The organism is Noviherbaspirillum aridicola, assembly GCF_019656455.1.
GTDB lineage: Bacteria > Pseudomonadota > Gammaproteobacteria > Burkholderiales > Burkholderiaceae_D > Noviherbaspirillum > Noviherbaspirillum aridicola.
This window is the reverse complement of the sequence record NZ_BPMK01000004.1, coordinates 232,399-246,925: the sequence shown is the minus strand read 5'-3', so window position 1 is coordinate 246,925 and position 14,527 is coordinate 232,399. Positions and strand designations below refer to the sequence as shown.

The following is a 14,527-nucleotide window of genomic DNA, read 5'->3' as shown; positions in this document are numbered from 1 at the left end:
ATGGAACAGTTCCCTCGCGCGCACCGGGTGGAGGGCTGCGCGGGCCCGGGGCCGGACGGCCGACACTGGCGGCGGGAGGGTCCCGCCATCGGCTCCGGAGAGATGCGGACCTTACTCAGGCGCCTTGCGCCATCCTGCCGCGCGGGCGTCTTCCTCCGTCGCGAAACAGCGTTCGCCGTCGGCGGTGTTGATCTTTACGGACGCGTAGTCGGGATGCGCCGGCGTGAAATACAGCCGGGTACCGGCCCGCCGGTTGACGTTGCCCTTGATCCTGCAGGACGCATCGGCTTCCGTCCTTGCTTCCGGCCTTCCCGCCGGGGACGCGCCGGGACACGAGGTGGGACTGAAGCGGGTATCGAAACAAAACTGCCATTCCTTCCCCTTGGCGTAGTACTGGATGCCATCGGGCCGGAGGTGGGGATTGTTGGCCAGCAGCCAGCGACGGCTCTCCGCCGTGTCGGGCAGTTCCCGGTCGGGCAGCCGCAGCTGCTGATGCAGGCGCAGCGCCGTGTCGAAATAGGTCTTCGGGTCTTCCAGCGCCTCGTCGTGCATGCAGGTGCCGTGATACTCGTACTCATGCTGCAGCAGCCACACGCTCGGGCTCATGCAGAGATACTTTTCGAGCAGCTTGCGGTCGATGCGCGGCTGGTCGCCCTCGCAGGCGCGCGGGTAATGGCCCGGTCTGGCTTTCGATCCCTGCGGCCACAGGCCGTGCAGCACGTAGCCGAAGCTGCGGCCGCTGCCGCACTGCAGGTAATTCCGGCCGCCCGGCTGCTTGCTGCGGCGCTCCGCGCCCGCGCAGTGGTGCGGCGCCCAGGAATACGACATCACATAGTATTCCGAGGGGATGTCGTTCTTCTGGCGTTCGGGAACCGCCTCGTTGTACTTGTCGAAGGTGTCGAGCGGGTCGACGCAGGACGCGGCGCCGGCGAACGGGGACAGCAGCGCGGCGATCAGCGCCGCAAGACGATGCGCTTTCATTTGCGGATTCTCCTCATTACCCGGGCTGCAGCACCAGCGTGCCGAGCGCGCCCTGCTCCACGTCCTGGCGCCGGGTTTTCATCGGCAGGTACTTCACCTCCGCCCAGCGCGCGGCGTAATTGCGGTACAGCGGGGACAGCGGGTTGCCCGACTGGCCGGTGGACTGGATGAAGCGGGAGTTCTCCAGGTCGGACAAGTCGTAGAGCGCGCGCAGGCTGGCAGCGTGGCGGTTGGCGAACGGATGCTTTTCGTCTTTCGGGTTGTGCCGTCCCACGTTGACCGTGTAGGTATCGCCCGGCGTCGGCACGCGCACATCGAAGAAGCGCGCGAGCATGTCCACCCGCGCGAAGGGCCGGTGTTCCGAGCGCGCGGCATGCGCCTCGCCCCAGCGCCACGCAGACATGTCCGCGCCATAACGCTGCTCCAGGTCGGACAGCGCCTCTTCCAGCGAGCGCGCCAGCAGGCGGGCGCAGGTCTGCGGCGCTGACGAGGTGTCGGCCGTGTCGGCGCACCAGCGGCCCCGTCCTTGCCGGTCGCGCAGCACGTCGACCGTCGGCTGGTGGGTATTGCGCTGCTCCCAGTAGTCCCGGAACAGCTCAGGCCCGAGTTCATCCTCGAAGATGCGGCGCGATGCCATCCGTACCCAGGCATTGAAGATCAGCGGCTCGGCGCGGTCCGCCGCCATCTCGCCCTGCCAGTTCGCCAGCAGCTGCAGGGCTTTCCGTCCCCGCTCCGAGACGGGCTCGGTCGCGCGCAGCAGCGGCAGCAGTTCTTCGGCTGCCAGCGACAGCGTGTCCTTCTGCATCATCGCGAAGCTGTCGATGCTGTGCTTCGGCGCGGCGTCGAGCAGCGCCGAGATGCGCCTCGCGCGATAAGGCAGGCTCCATTCGCTGGTCAGGAAGTGCGGATAGTCGTCGCCAACGATCTTGTGGTTGGCGGTCACCACCTGATGTTCCGGAGGATTGAAGGACCGCGGCAACTCCTCGAAGGGAATGAAGCCGTTCCAGTCGTAGCGCGCCTCCCAGCCGGGCGCGGGCGCGAGGCCCTTGAGATCGTTGTCGGCCCGTCGCACCGGCACGCGGCCGGGGGCGACGAAGCCGATGTTCCCGTCCACGTCCGCATACACGATGCTTTGCTGCGGCGCGCCGAAGTCGCGCGCGGCCTCGAGGAATTCCTGCCAGTTGCGGGCGGTATTGAACTTCACGCCGGCCTGCAGCGTCATGTCGTCCTCGCGCAATGCGGTCCAGGCGAACGACACCACATGCTTCTTCGCATCCAGCGGCGCCTTCGCCATCACCGGCAGCGCTCCGGTGATGACCGGGCCATGCCGGGTCTCGCGCACCTCCAGCGTGATGTCGGGCTGTCCCTTGACGCGGATGGTTTCGGTGCGCGTCGCGAACTCCGCCCAGCCGTCGGGCGTGCGGTACTGGCGCGGGTTGTCCGGGTTGATCTGCTCGATGTACAGGTCCTGCACGTCGGGCGCGGTATTGGTGAAGCCCCAGGCGATGCGGTCGTTGCGGCCGAGAACGACGCCGGGGATGCCGGGCAGCGTGGCGCCGATCACGTTGAGCCCCGGCGCCGACAGGTGGGCGAAATACCAGAGCGCCGGCGCCGACAGGCCCAGGTGCGGATCATTGGCGAGCAAGGGTTTGCCGGTCGCCGAGCGCGCCCCCGACACCACCCAGTTGTTGGAGCCCATGCCCTCGATCAGCGACGGCGGCGCGACCGAGGCCACCCTGCCGAGCTGGGCGGTCGTGCCGGCCAGGTCGCGGTACAGCACGGTGTAATCGCGCGTCGGCACCACCGCATCACCCGGATACGGCGGCAGGAATTCGTTGATCCGGTCGAGCGAGAGCCGCTGGGACAGCCGCATGCGCAGCAATTCCTGGGTCCAGTTGGCACCCAGGTCCCAGGCCATCATGGTCTGCCAGCCGAGCGAATCCGCCGGCTGCCAGGGCTCCGGCGCGGGCGCGCCGGTGAGCAGGAATTCCGGCGGCAGCGGACCGCTGCGCGTGCTCAGCCAGGCATTGACGCCGCGCGCATAGGCGTCGAGCACGGCGCGGGTCTCCGGCGCCAGCCGCTGCAGGATGCGTTCGGCGTTGCGCCGCACGCCGAGCGTGCGAAGGAAACGGTCGGTATCGGCCGCGTTCGGCCCGAGGATTTCCGCCATGCGTCCCGACGCGATCCTGCGGTTCATTTCCAGCTGCCACAGCCGGTCCTGCGCATGGAGGTAACCGAGCGCGTGCCAGGCATCCTCGGCCGTCTTCGCATAGATGTGGGGAATGCCCTCCGCGTCGCGCACGATCTCCACCGGCGATCCGAGGCCGGCCGCCTGCAGCGTGCCGTCCATCTGCGGCAGGGTCGCCGAGCGGTACCACCATGCGCCGCCCGCCGCAGCGGCGGCCAGCAGTACGGCGGCTGCCGCAACTTTCCTTATTTTTCCAGTCATAGTTGTTGTACTCCTCCGGCTTGCGCCACGCATCACGTCGCACAGGTGCGCAAGCTTATCAGGGCCCGGGCCGCTCCGGGCCTTCAACTTTACCCGGTGGTAAGATGTCGGCTTCCCTTTCGACCCAACAGCAGAACCAGGTCCATCTTATGAAATTTGATGTCGCCATCGTCGGCAGCGGTCTCGCCGGCCTGTCGGTCGCCCTGCATCTTGCCCGCACGCGCAAGGTCGTGGTGGTCTCCAAACGCGGCCTGCTGGACGGCGCGAGCAACTGGGCACAGGGCGGCATCGCCGCGGTGCTCGACTCGTCCGACAGCCATGAGCAGCACATCGCCGACACCCTCGTTGCCGGCGCCGGCCTGTGCGACGAGGGCGCCACCCGCTACATCATCGAAAACGGGCGCGCGGCGATCGAATGGCTGATCGAACAGGGCGTGCCCTTCACGCCCGACCCGAAGGCGGAACTCGGTTTTCACCTGACACGCGAGGGCGGCCACAGCCAGCGCCGCATCATCCATGCCGCCGATGCCACCGGTCATGCGGTGCAGGTCACGCTGGAAGAAAAAGCGCGCGCGCATCCGAACATCACCATCCTCGAAAATCATTTCGCGATCGACCTGATCCGCTCCGACAAGCTGGGACGGCATGAAGGCCGGCCCTACTGCGCGGGCCTTTATGTACAGGACGTCAACACCGGCAACGTCACGACGCTGGCGGCGGCCCATACGGTGCTCGCCACCGGCGGCGCGGGCAAGGTCTACCTGTACACGACCAATCCCGACACCGCGACCGGCGACGGCATCGCGATGGCCTGGCGCGCCGGCTGCCGGATCGCCAACATGGAGTTCATCCAGTTCCATCCGACCTGCCTCTATCATCCGTATGCCAAGTCCTTCCTGATCAGCGAAGCGGTACGCGGCGAAGGCGGCCTGCTGAAGCTGCCGGCGGAGGCCGGCGCGGCGGCGGGCAAGCGCTTCATGCCCGACCATGATCCGCGCGCCGAACTCGCGCCGCGCGACGTGGTCGCCCGCGCGATCGACTTCGAGATGAAAAAGCGCGGCCTCGACTATGTCGACCTCGACATCACTCACCAGCCGCCGGAATTCCTGAAGGAGCATTTCCCGACGATCTACGCGCGCTGCCTGGAGCTGGGCATCGACATCACGAAACAGCCGATACCTGTCGTGCCGGCGGTGCACTTCACCTGCGGCGGCATCGTCACCGACATCTGCGGCCGCACCGACCTCCCCGGCCTCTACGCCGTGGGCGAGACCGCTTACACCGGCCTGCACGGCGCCAACCGTCTCGCCAGCAACTCATTGCTCGAATGCCTCGTGCTCGGCCGCGCCGCCGCCCAGCATATCGAGGCGCAGCCGCAGCCGCCGGCGATGGACCTGCCCGCATGGGACGAGAGCCGCGTGACGGATGCCGACGAGGAAGTGGTGATCGCGCACAACTGGGACGAGCTGCGGCGCTTCATGTGGAATTACGTCGGCATCGTGCGCACCACCAAGCGGCTGGAGCGTGCGCAGCACCGTATCCGGCTGCTGCGGGAAGAGATCTACGAGTACTACGCGCATTTCCGCATCACCCGCGACCTGCTCGAGCTGCGCAACCTGGTGGACGTCGCTTCGCTGATCGTCGACAGCGCGCTGTCGAGACATGAAAGCCGCGGCCTGCATTACAGCCAGGACTTCCCCGAGACCCTGCCGAAGGCCTTGCCGACCGTGCTCGCGCCGGAGCGGCGCTAGCGTCCGGGCATTGCGGTCGCGGTAGGGCCGGCGTCCCTGCCGGCTCAGCGGAGGTCGCGGCATCGCCTGCGTATCTTCGTTCTCCGGACTGCCGCCGTTGGTGCCGGCACGGAGGCCGGCACTACTTGATCGGCGTAATGGGCCGGCGTCCCTGCTGGCTCAGCGGAGGTCGCGGCATCGCCTGGGTATCTTCATTCTCCGGACTGCCGCCGTTGGTGCCGGCACGGAGGCCGGCACTACCTGATTGGCGTGGTAGGGCCGGCGTCCCTGCCGGCCCAGCGGAGGTTGCGGCGTCGCCTGCGTATCTTCATTCTCCGGATCGCCGCCGTTGGTGCCGGCACGGAGGCCGGCACTACCTCATTGGCGTGGTAGGGCCGGCGTCCCTGCCGGCTCAGCGGAGGTCGCGGCATCGCCTGGGTATCTTCATTCTTCGGACCGCCGCCGTTGGTGCCGGCACGAGGCCGGCACTACCTGATTGGCGTGGTAGGGCCGGCGTCCCTGCCGGCCCAGCGGAGGTCGCGGCATCGTCTGCGTATCTTCGTTCTCCGGACCGCCGCCGTCGGTGCCGGCACGGAGGCCGGCACTACTTGATTGGCGTAGTCTCTTGATGAAATCGGCGATTACGCCACTTACCCGATCACCCGCAACGAATAATCCGTCGCCCGCACATCCTTGGTCAGGCTGCCGATCGAGATACGGTCGACCCCGGTCTCGGCGATCGCGCGCACGCTGTCCATGTTCACTCCACCCGATGCTTCCAGCACCGCGCGGCCTGCGGTCAGCTTCACCGCCTCGCGCATCATGCCGGTGCTGAAGTTGTCGAGCAGGATCGAGGTGGCGCCAGCCGACAGCGCCTGCGCGAGTTCGTCGAGGTTTTCCACTTCGATCTGGATCGATACGCCGGCGTTGAGCGCGAGGGCGGCGCGCATGGCAGGGGCAATGCCGCCGGCCGCGGCGATGTGGTTTTCCTTGATCAGGATGCCGTCGTACAGGGCGAGACGCTGGTTCTTGCCTCCGCCGACGCGGACGGCGTACTTCTGCGCCAGCCGCAGTCCGGGCAGCGTCTTGCGTGTGTCGAGGATCGCGGCACGGGTGCCGGCGATGACGTCGACGTAGCGCCGCGTGGCGCTCGCCACGCCCGACAGCAGCTGCAGGAAATTGAGCGCGCTGCGCTCCGCCGTCATCAGCGCCCGGGCGGGCGCCTCGATCGCGCAGACTTCGCTGTCGGCCTTCATCATGTCGCCCTCGGCGTAATGCCAGGTGATGCGGATGCGGGCATCGAGCTGCTTCATCACGCCTTCGAACCAGGGCGCGCCGCACAGGACGGCGTCCTCGCGCACGACCACGCGCGCCTTGACCCATTCCTGCTCGGGCACCAGCAGGCCGGTCACGTCGCCGCTGCCGACATCCTCGGCAAGCGCGGCGGCGATGTTGGCTTCAAACGCCGCGGCCAGGGCCGGGTCGAAGGGAGCGTGCGGATTTTTCAGGGTGCTCATGCCGGACCGATCCCCGCGAACAGTTTCTGCTCTTTCGCCAGGTCGGCGCCGGGACGCACGTTCGCCTTGCGCTGCGCGGCGAAATCCAGCATGCGGTCGATGCAGACCCGTGCCTTGCGGCCGATCTCCGGATCGACGTGGATTTCGTTGCGGCCGCTTTCCAGCACGTCCGCCAGGTTCTGCAGGCCGTTCATCGCCATCCAGGGGCAGTGCGCGCAGCTCTTGCAGGTGGCGCTGTTGCCGGCGGTGGGCGCGTCGATGAAGATCTTGCCAGGCGCCGCCATCCGCATCTTGTGCAGGATGCCGTTGTCGGTGGCGACGATGAATTCCCGCGCATCGAGCGACTTCGCGGCGGCGATCAGTTGCGAGGTGGAGCCCACGACGTCGGCCTGGGCGACCACCGCTTCCGGCGACTCCGGGTGCACCAGCACCCTGGCCTGCGGATGCTCCTTGCGCAGCAGTTCCAGTTCGATGCCCTTGAACTCGTCATGCACCAGGCAGGAGCCCTGCCACAACAGCATGTCGGCGCCGGTCTTCTTCTGGATATAGCCGCCGAGATGCTTGTCCGGCGCCCACAGGATCTTCTTGCCCTGGGCATGCAGATGCTCGACGATCTCCAGGCCGATGGACGAGGTCACCATCCAGTCGGCGCGCGCCTTCACCGCCGCGCTGGTGTTGGCATAGACCACCACGGTGCGGTCGGGATGCGCATCGCAGAAGGCGGCGAACTCTTCCGGCGGACAGCCGAGGTCGAGCGAGCAGGTCGCGTCGAGGTCCGGCATGAGAATGGTTTTTTCCGGGCTCAGGATCTTGGCGGTCTCGCCCATGAAGCGCACGCCGGCCACCACCAGGGTCTTGGCCGGATGGTCGCGGCCGAAGCGCGCCATCTCGAGGGAATCCGAGACGCAGCCGCCGGTTTCCTCCGCCAGGTCCTGCAGGTCGCTGTCCACATAGTAGTGGGCGACGAGCACCGCCTGCTTCTCCGCCAGCAGGCGCCTGATGCGCGCCTTGAGCTCGGCCTTGCGCGGCTGGTCCAGCGATTCCGGGACGCGCGCCCAGGCATGGGCGACGCAACTGGTCCCGCTTTCCATCTGCGGGCGTTCGAATTCGACGTTCTTGATCGGTACGGTTTGCATAGTATTAAGACGCTGCGGGACGACAGGTAGCGGAAGTATGCCCGACATTTGAAAACCGGGGCGGCAACGTAATTGGGGGCGCCGCGCCGTGACGCAATGCCGCATCGGGAAATCTTTACGACCGCCTCGGGCGGCTGCATACTTGCCATACGGCAATATGAGAAAGATCAATACGCGCTGGGCCTGCCGGATTATAAGTAGGTCTCGCGTGCTTTCCTGAAAGAATTAAAAAATGACAAGGGAGAGCGTCAGCAAGGTTGTTCAACGCGCGCGCCTGCCGCGCGGACAAGGTGAAGGAGACACCGCATGACTGCCATCTACGACAAGACCGACAAGGGGCGCGAGGAAATCGCTTCGCGCAGATATGGATTGTCCTCGCGTCTGCGCCCGCTGCTCGTCATGATCGACGGCAAGAAGGCGGCGAACGAGCTTCTGGACAAGGTCGCCGGCCTCGGCCTCGGCGCGGACAGCCTGGCGGAGCTGGCCGACGGCGGCTACATCCATGCCATCGCCCAGCCCGAACCCGCCCCGCCTCCCGCGGCGCCGGCGCCCGCCGCCGAACCGGCACCAGCGGAAACCGCTGCGCCGGACAACCGCTTCATGGCGGTCTACCAGTTCTACAACGAGACCATCAAGAGCATGATCGGGCTGCGCGGCTATGCCCTGCAGCTCAAGGTGGAAAAGGCTTCGAGCCTGGATGAACTGCGCCAGCTGCGCCAGCCTTACCTGGACGCGGTGCAGAAGGCCAAGGGCAACGAAACCGCGCGCAGTCTGCGCGACCGTCTCGACAGGCTGCTCGGCGCGGAAGAGAAGCAGCCGAACAGTCTGGTCGATCTCGGCGCCTGAGCCGCCTTACACGATCCCCTGGCTGGCGAGGTATTCCTCGTAGCCGCCGTGGAAGTCGATGATCTCGCCGTCCCTCACCTCCAGGATGCGGGTGGCGAGCGACGACACGAACTCGCGGTCGTGCGAGACGAAGATCAGCGTGCCCGCATACTTGTCGAGCGCGATGTTGAGCGACTCGATCGACTCCATGTCCATGTGGTTGGTCGGCTCGTCCATCAGCAGCACGTTGTGCCGGCCCAGCATCAGCTTGCCGTACATCATGCGGCCCTTTTCGCCGCCCGACAGCACCTTCACCGATTTCTTCACTTCGTCGCCCGAGAACAGCAGGCGACCGAGGATGCCGCGGATCGCCTGGTCGTCGTCGCCTTCCTTGGTCCACTGCCCCATCCAGTCGGTCAGGTTCAGGTCGCGCGCGAATTCCTCGGTCGGATCCTGCGGCATGTAGCCGATGTTGGCGTGCTCGGCCCACTTGACGGTGCCGCTGTCGGGCTGCAGGCCGCAGACCTGGCTGCCGATGCAGCGCAGCAGCGTGGTCTTGCCCGCGCCGTTGGCGCCGACGATGGCGATCTTCTCGCCCGCTTCGACCAGCAGGTTGAAGTTGCTGAAGATGGTGCGGTCGTAGCGCTTCGTGATGCCTTCGACCTCCACCGCCTGGCGGTGCAGCTTCTTCTCGCCTTCGAAGCGGATGAAGGGATTCTGGCGGCTGGACGGCTTGAAGTCCTCGATCTTGATCTTGTCGATCTGCTTCAGGCGGGATGTCGCCTGCCGCGCCTTGGACTTGTTGGCGGAGAAGCGGCGCACGAATTCCTGCAACTCGGCCACGCGTTCCTTGGCCTTGGCATTGGCCGCCGCCCGCTGCTCCAGCGCCTGGGCCGACGCCATCATGTAGTCGTCGTAGTTGCCCGGGTAGATCTTCAGCGTGCCGTAGTCCATGTCCGCCATGTGGGTGCAGACCTGGTTCAGGAAGTGGCGGTCGTGCGAAATGATGATCATGGTGGAGTTGCGCTCGTTGAGCACATCCTCCAGCCAGCGGATGGTGTTGATGTCGAGGTTGTTGGTCGGCTCGTCGAGCAGCAGGATGTCCGGGTTGGAGAACAGCGCCTGCGCCAGCAGCACCCGCAGCTTCCAGCCCGGCGCGATGTTGCTCATCGGTCCGGTGTGCTGTTCGATCGGCACGCCCACGCCGAGCAGCAGCTCGCCGGCGCGCGCCTCGGCGGTATAGCCGTCGTATTCGGCGAATTTCGCCTCCAGGTCGGCCGCCTTCATGTAGTCGTCGTCGGTCGCGTCCGGATTGGCGTAGATGGCGTCGCGCTCCTGCATCGCGGCCCACATCTCGGTGTGGCCCATCATGACCACGTCCAGCACGCGCATGTCTTCGAACGCGAACTGATCCTGGCGCAGCTTGCCGAGGCGCTCGCCCGGGTCGAGCATGACGGTGCCGGACGACGGCTCGAGATCGCCGCCGAGGATTTTCATGAAGGTCGACTTGCCGCAGCCGTTGGCCCCGATCAGGCCGTAGCGGTTGCCTTCGCCGAACTTGACGGTGACGTTTTCAAACAGCGGCTTGGCGCCGAACTGCATGGTGATGTTAGCGGTGGAAAGCACGGACAGGACCTCTTGTGCGAGAAATGCGGAAAACCGGTGATTCTACCATTCCGCATCGCGGAAAGCCCGCCGCCCCCCCGTTCCGGCACGGTTTTTCAGCGGGCCGTGCGCAGCAGATGTTGGCGTTCCTTCATGAATGCCTGCGCGTTGTCCCGCAGTGTCGTCTCGCTGCATCCCGGCTTGTACAGCTGCCCGCCGATACCGAAGCCGTCGGCGCCGGAAGCGGCATATTCGGCCATGTTCTGCGGGGTGATGCCGCCGACCGGGAACATCGGCACCGACGGCGGCAGGATGGACTTGATCGCCTTGAAGGCGGAGGGCGGCACCATCTCGGCGGGGAAGATCTTCAGGCCGTGGGCGCCGGCGCGCAGCGCAAGGAAGGCCTCGGTCGGGGTGGTCACGCCGGGCAGCGTCAGCATGCCCAGGCGGGAGGCGTGCGCGATCACGTCTTCGGCGCAATGCGGCGACACGATGAGGCGCCCGCCCGCGGCACGCACCGCTTCCACATCCTCGACGCCGAGCACGGTACCGGCCCCGATCACCGCATCGGGCGGCGCGATCTGCAGCAGCGCGCGCATCGCCTCGATGGCGCCGGGCCGGTTGAGCGGCACTTCGAGCATGCGGAAGCCGGCGTCGAACAATACCCTCCCCACCTGCGGCGCCTCGGCCGGCGACAGGCCGCGCAGGATGGCGATCAGGGGCATGGGGAAAGGCTGCAACAGTTCCTTCATGGCTTCACTCCTCGATGTTGAACAGCGCGCCGAGCGCGGCGACGTAGACTTCGTCCGGCTGCCATGCGCGGGCGCCGATGCCGGCCAGCTGCAGCGCCTCCAGGTAGCGCTTGCCCAGGGCCTCGCTGCCGATCACCTGCACCGCATGCAGGCTGCCGCCGGCGCGGCGCAGTATGTCGTGCAGCTCGGTGCCGATGAGCAGGCCGGACAGGTAGGAGGCGGTGTGCGCGGCGGGCATCATGTCGGTCACCACCAGCGCGCGGCAGCCGAAGGCGGCATGGGTGAACGGCGCGTGTCGCGCCGCCTGCATGCCCGCGGCGAAGGCTTCCGGCACCGACTGCCGCGCGTCCATCACCTTGGACAGCGTGCCATGCTGCGACAGCAAGGCATACAGCTCGCCGGTCATGAAGGTGTAGAACTCCATGATGCGTCCCTGCTCCACCCTCGCCCACTTGCTGTGGGTGCCGGGCAGCAGGAACCAGCCCTCGTCCGCCCCCAGCCGCAGCGTCCCGAGCAGCTGGGCTTCCTCGCCGCGCATCACGTCGGGCACGTTCTGCGGGTCGAGAAAGCGATAGCCGGGCACGATGCGGCAGCGCACCCCGGGCAGCGCGGTGCCCACCTCCGCCATCCTCGCGCCGAGGGCGGACAGGGGTTCGGCGACATCGAGATACGGCGCTTCCTGCCAGCCGTTGCGGCTGCCCACCATGCCCGACATGACGACCTCCGCGCCGGCGAGCCCGAGCACCCGCAGCAGCGCCGCCAGCGAGCCCTCGAAGTCCCCGTCCACCCGCAGGATCCCGCCTTCGTCCTCATGCCGGCGCAGCAGCCTGCCATCCCGGTCGAGCAGATAGGCGCGGCGGTTGCTGGTGCCCCAGTCGATGCCGAGCAGCGGCGCTTCCGCGCTCATGCCCAGCCTCCGTCGACGATGTATTCCTGCGCGGTGCACATCGCCGCGTCGTCCGAGGCGAGAAACAGCACCATGCGCGCCACGTGCTCCGGCATCAGCCTGCCCTTGAGGCACTGGCTCTGGTCGATCAGCTTTTCGCCCTCCGCATCGACCCACATGCTCAGCTGGCGCTCGGTCATCACCCAGCCGGGCGTGACCGTGTTGACGCGGATGTTGTAGGGGCCGAGATCGCGCGCGAGGCCCCGGGTGAGGCCGCTGACCGCCGCCTTGGCCGTGGTGTAGACCGGATAGCCGCCATTGGCGATGTGCCAGCTGGTGGAGCCGAGATTGACGATGCTGCCGCCCCCGCGCCGCTTCATGCCGTCGATGACCGCCTGCGCCGCGAAGAACATCGGCCGCTGGTTGATCGCGATCACGTTGTTCCAGAAGTCGAGCGTGACCTCTTCCGGCTTGTGGCGCTGGTCGTTGCCGGCATTGTTGACCAGCACGTCGAAATCGCCGCTCTCATCGGCCAGTTCGCGCATGGTCCGCTGGAATGCGGGGATGTCGCGGATGTCGCACTCGCGGAACAGCGGGCGCGGACTGCCGGCGGCCGCGATCTTCTCGCTCAGCGCCAGACTGCAGTCGCGGGCGATGTCGACGAAGGCCACCTGCGCGTCCTGCCGGGCGAAGGCCTCGACGATGGCGGCGCCGATGCCCGAGCCGCCGCCGGTGACGAATACCCGCTTGCCGGCAAGACTCGGAAACCGCGCCAGTCCTTCCTGTCCCTGCTCGCCCTGCTGCCCCACACTCTGCTGCCCCATTCTGTCGCTCCTGAACTTTCGCATCGAAGGTCAATCAATGTGGATGCTGGGCCGAAACAGAGGAAACAGACGGCCCCCACATCCTGCGAGTAAGGTATGACCACGGTAAAAGCAAAACGTCGCAGCCGCGCCTGGTTCGAGAAGCAGGATCGCGACGGCTTCGTACACCGCAGCTGGACCCAGAAGGCCGGCCACCCGGCGGATGAATTCGACGGCCGTCCGGTCATCGGCATCTGCAACACCTGGTCCGACTTAACCCCCTGCAACAGCCATTTCCGCGAGCTTGCCGACTTCGTCAAGCGCGGCGTCTATGAGGCCGGCGGCTTTCCGCTTGAGTTCCCGGTAATGTCGCCGGGCGAGACGCAGATCAGGCCGACGGCCATGCTCTTCCGCAATCTCGCCTCGATGGACGTCGAGGAGTCCATACGCGGCAATCCCATCGACGGCGTGGTGCTGCTGATGGGCTGCGACAAGACTACGCCCTCGCTGCTGATGGGCGCGGCATCGTGCGGGCTGCCGACGATAGGCGTGTCCGGCGGGCCGATGCTGAACGGGAAATTCCGCGGCAAGGACATCGGCTCGGGCACGGGCGTGTGGATGATGTCGGAGATGGTGCGCGGCGGCCTGATGACGCAGGAAGAATTCACCGATGCCGAAGCCTGCATGAACCGCTCGACAGGCACCTGCATGACGATGGGCACCGCTTCGTCAATGGCCAGCATGGTGGAGGCGCTCGGCATGTCCCTGCCCGGGAACGCAGCCATCCCCGCTCCCGACACGCGCCGCAACCGCCTGGCGCAGCTCAGCGGCCGCCGCATCGTGCAGATGGTCGAGGAAGACCTGACGATGGACTGCATCCTCACGCGCGAAGCCTTCGAGAACGCGATCCGCGTCAACGCTGCGATCGGCGGCTCCACCAATGTCGTGATCCACCTGCTGGCGGTGGCGCGGCGCATCGGCATCGAGCTCGCGCTGGAGGACTGGGACCGCATCGGCAGCCGCATGCCCTGCCTGGTCAACCTGCAGCCGTCCGGCCACTACCTGATGGAGGATTTCTTCTACGCGGGCGGCGTGCCGGCGGTGATGAACGAGATCCGCCACCTGCTGCATCTCGACGCCCTCACCGCCAACGGCCGCACCATCGGCCAGAACATCGAGGACGCGCCCTGCTGGAATCGCGACGTGATCAAGCCGATCGACACGCCTTTCAAGGAAAACGCCGGCATCGCCGTCCTCAAGGGCAATCTCGCGCCCGACGGCGCCGTCATCAAGCCCTCGGCCGCCTCGCCGCAGCTGCTGCAGCATCGCGGCCGCGCGGTGGTGTTCGAAACCATCGAAGACTTGCGCGAGCGGCTCGACGACCCCGGCCTGGACATCGACGAGCATTGCGTGATGGTGCTCAAGAACTGCGGCCCGGTGGGCTACCCCGGCATGGCCGAGGTCGGCAACATGCCCCTGCCGAAGAAGGTGCTCGAAAAAGGCATCACCGACATGGTCCGCATTTCCGATGCGCGCATGAGCGGCACCGCCTACGGCACCGTGGTCCTGCATACCTCGCCGGAGGCGGCGGTCGGCGGTCCGCTGGCGCTGGTGCGCGATGGCGACATGATCGAACTCGACGTCAGCCAGCGCCGGCTGCATCTCGACGTCAGCGAAGAGGAACTGGCGCGCCGCCGCGCCGACTGGATGCCGCCGCCGGTACCGGAACGCGGCTACGTGAAGATGTATGTCGAGCATGTGCAGCAGGCGCACCTCGGCGCCGACCTCGATTTCCTGGTTGGCAGCAGCGGCGCGCCGGTGCCGCGCGAGTCGCACTGACGGG

Annotated in this window: 11 protein-coding genes; 3 read left to right on the top strand and 8 right to left on the bottom strand. The window is 66.9% G+C overall.

The features are described 5' to 3' along the window. Positions 1 to 111 precede the first annotated feature (111 nt). Both NCCP691_RS06320 and NCCP691_RS06315 read right to left on the bottom strand, forming a co-directional pair. Entirely contained in the window at positions 112 to 981 is an 870-nt protein-coding gene (locus tag NCCP691_RS06320; RefSeq protein ID WP_220807403.1) for a ribonuclease T2 family protein, read from the bottom strand. Positions 982 to 997: 16 nt separating this feature from the next. Continuing rightward, positions 998 to 3,430: a penicillin acylase family protein gene (locus NCCP691_RS06315; protein WP_220807402.1), complete on the bottom strand. Its 2,433-nt coding sequence runs from the start codon at positions 3,428 to 3,430 to the stop codon at positions 998 to 1,000. 149 nt (positions 3,431 to 3,579) lie between these two features. Here NCCP691_RS06315 and nadB point away from each other — a divergent pair, with 149 nt between their 5' ends. Continuing rightward, positions 3,580 to 5,181: an L-aspartate oxidase gene (gene nadB, locus NCCP691_RS06310; protein WP_220807401.1), complete on the top strand. Its 1,602-nt coding sequence runs from the start codon at positions 3,580 to 3,582 to the stop codon at positions 5,179 to 5,181. A 629-nt stretch (positions 5,182 to 5,810) separates the two neighbouring features. Here the strand turns inward: nadB and nadC are convergent. Together nadC and nadA are read right to left on the bottom strand one after the other, a co-directional pair. Then, entirely contained in the window at positions 5,811 to 6,677 is an 867-nt protein-coding gene (gene nadC / locus NCCP691_RS06305; RefSeq protein WP_220807400.1) for a carboxylating nicotinate-nucleotide diphosphorylase, read from the bottom strand. Then, positions 6,674 to 7,813, bottom strand: a complete 1,140-nt coding sequence (nadA, locus tag NCCP691_RS06300; protein WP_220807399.1) for a quinolinate synthase NadA — start codon at positions 7,811 to 7,813, stop codon at positions 6,674 to 6,676. Before nadA ends, nadC begins: the two co-directional genes overlap by 4 nt. Before the next feature lie 306 nt (positions 7,814 to 8,119). Between nadA and NCCP691_RS06295 the strand changes: the two genes are divergently transcribed. Further along, the gene (locus tag NCCP691_RS06295) at positions 8,120 to 8,659 is read left to right on the top strand and encodes a hypothetical protein (protein ID WP_220807398.1); all 540 of its coding nucleotides are present in this window, start codon (positions 8,120 to 8,122) and stop codon (positions 8,657 to 8,659) included. A gap of 6 nt (positions 8,660 to 8,665) precedes the next feature. Here the strand turns inward: NCCP691_RS06295 and NCCP691_RS06290 are convergent, their stop codons facing one another. The 4 genes from NCCP691_RS06290 to NCCP691_RS06275 form a co-directional block, all read right to left on the bottom strand. Continuing rightward, positions 8,666 to 10,264 carry an ABC-F family ATPase gene (locus NCCP691_RS06290; protein ID WP_220807397.1) on the bottom strand — a complete coding sequence of 533 codons (1,599 nt, stop codon included), beginning with the start codon at positions 10,262 to 10,264 and terminating at the stop codon, positions 8,666 to 8,668. 95 nt (positions 10,265 to 10,359) lie between these two features. Continuing rightward, positions 10,360 to 10,995: a 2-dehydro-3-deoxy-6-phosphogalactonate aldolase gene (locus NCCP691_RS06285; protein WP_220807396.1), complete on the bottom strand. Its 636-nt coding sequence runs from the start codon at positions 10,993 to 10,995 to the stop codon at positions 10,360 to 10,362. Positions 10,996 to 10,999: 4 nt separating this feature from the next. Then, complete coding sequence (locus tag NCCP691_RS06280) at positions 11,000 to 11,902, bottom strand: 2-dehydro-3-deoxygalactonokinase (RefSeq protein ID WP_220807395.1); 903 nt, start codon at positions 11,900 to 11,902, stop codon at positions 11,000 to 11,002. Continuing rightward, positions 11,899 to 12,705, bottom strand: a complete 807-nt coding sequence (locus NCCP691_RS06275; RefSeq protein WP_220807394.1) for an SDR family NAD(P)-dependent oxidoreductase — start codon at positions 12,703 to 12,705, stop codon at positions 11,899 to 11,901. Before NCCP691_RS06275 ends, NCCP691_RS06280 begins: the two co-directional genes overlap by 4 nt. Before the next feature lie 96 nt (positions 12,706 to 12,801). Here NCCP691_RS06275 and NCCP691_RS06270 point away from each other — a divergent pair, with 96 nt between their 5' ends. Beyond that, positions 12,802 to 14,523: an IlvD/Edd family dehydratase gene (locus NCCP691_RS06270; protein WP_220807393.1), complete on the top strand. Its 1,722-nt coding sequence runs from the start codon at positions 12,802 to 12,804 to the stop codon at positions 14,521 to 14,523. The last annotated feature ends 4 nt before the right edge of the window (positions 14,524 to 14,527 follow it).

What these genes read in the sequence shown, in the direction of transcription:
- nadC (WP_220807400.1), bottom strand. Translation starts at nt 6,677, where the DNA reads ATGAGCACCCTGAAAAATCCGCACGCTCCCTTCGACCCGGCCCTGGCC.
- NCCP691_RS06275 (WP_220807394.1), bottom strand. Translation starts at nt 12,705, where the DNA reads ATGGGGCAGCAGAGTGTGGGGCAGCAGGGCGAGCAGGGACAGGAAGGA.
- nadB (WP_220807401.1), top strand. Translation starts at nt 3,580, where the DNA reads ATGAAATTTGATGTCGCCATCGTCGGCAGCGGTCTCGCCGGCCTGTCG.
- NCCP691_RS06270 (WP_220807393.1), top strand. Translation starts at nt 12,802, where the DNA reads ATGACCACGGTAAAAGCAAAACGTCGCAGCCGCGCCTGGTTCGAGAAG.
- NCCP691_RS06285 (WP_220807396.1), bottom strand. Translation starts at nt 10,995, where the DNA reads ATGAAGGAACTGTTGCAGCCTTTCCCCATGCCCCTGATCGCCATCCTG.
- nadA (WP_220807399.1), bottom strand. Translation starts at nt 7,813, where the DNA reads ATGCAAACCGTACCGATCAAGAACGTCGAATTCGAACGCCCGCAGATG.
- NCCP691_RS06320 (WP_220807403.1), bottom strand. Translation starts at nt 981, where the DNA reads ATGAAAGCGCATCGTCTTGCGGCGCTGATCGCCGCGCTGCTGTCCCCG.
- NCCP691_RS06315 (WP_220807402.1), bottom strand. Translation starts at nt 3,430, where the DNA reads ATGACTGGAAAAATAAGGAAAGTTGCGGCAGCCGCCGTACTGCTGGCC.
- NCCP691_RS06295 (WP_220807398.1), top strand. Translation starts at nt 8,120, where the DNA reads ATGACTGCCATCTACGACAAGACCGACAAGGGGCGCGAGGAAATCGCT.
- NCCP691_RS06280 (WP_220807395.1), bottom strand. Translation starts at nt 11,902, where the DNA reads ATGAGCGCGGAAGCGCCGCTGCTCGGCATCGACTGGGGCACCAGCAAC.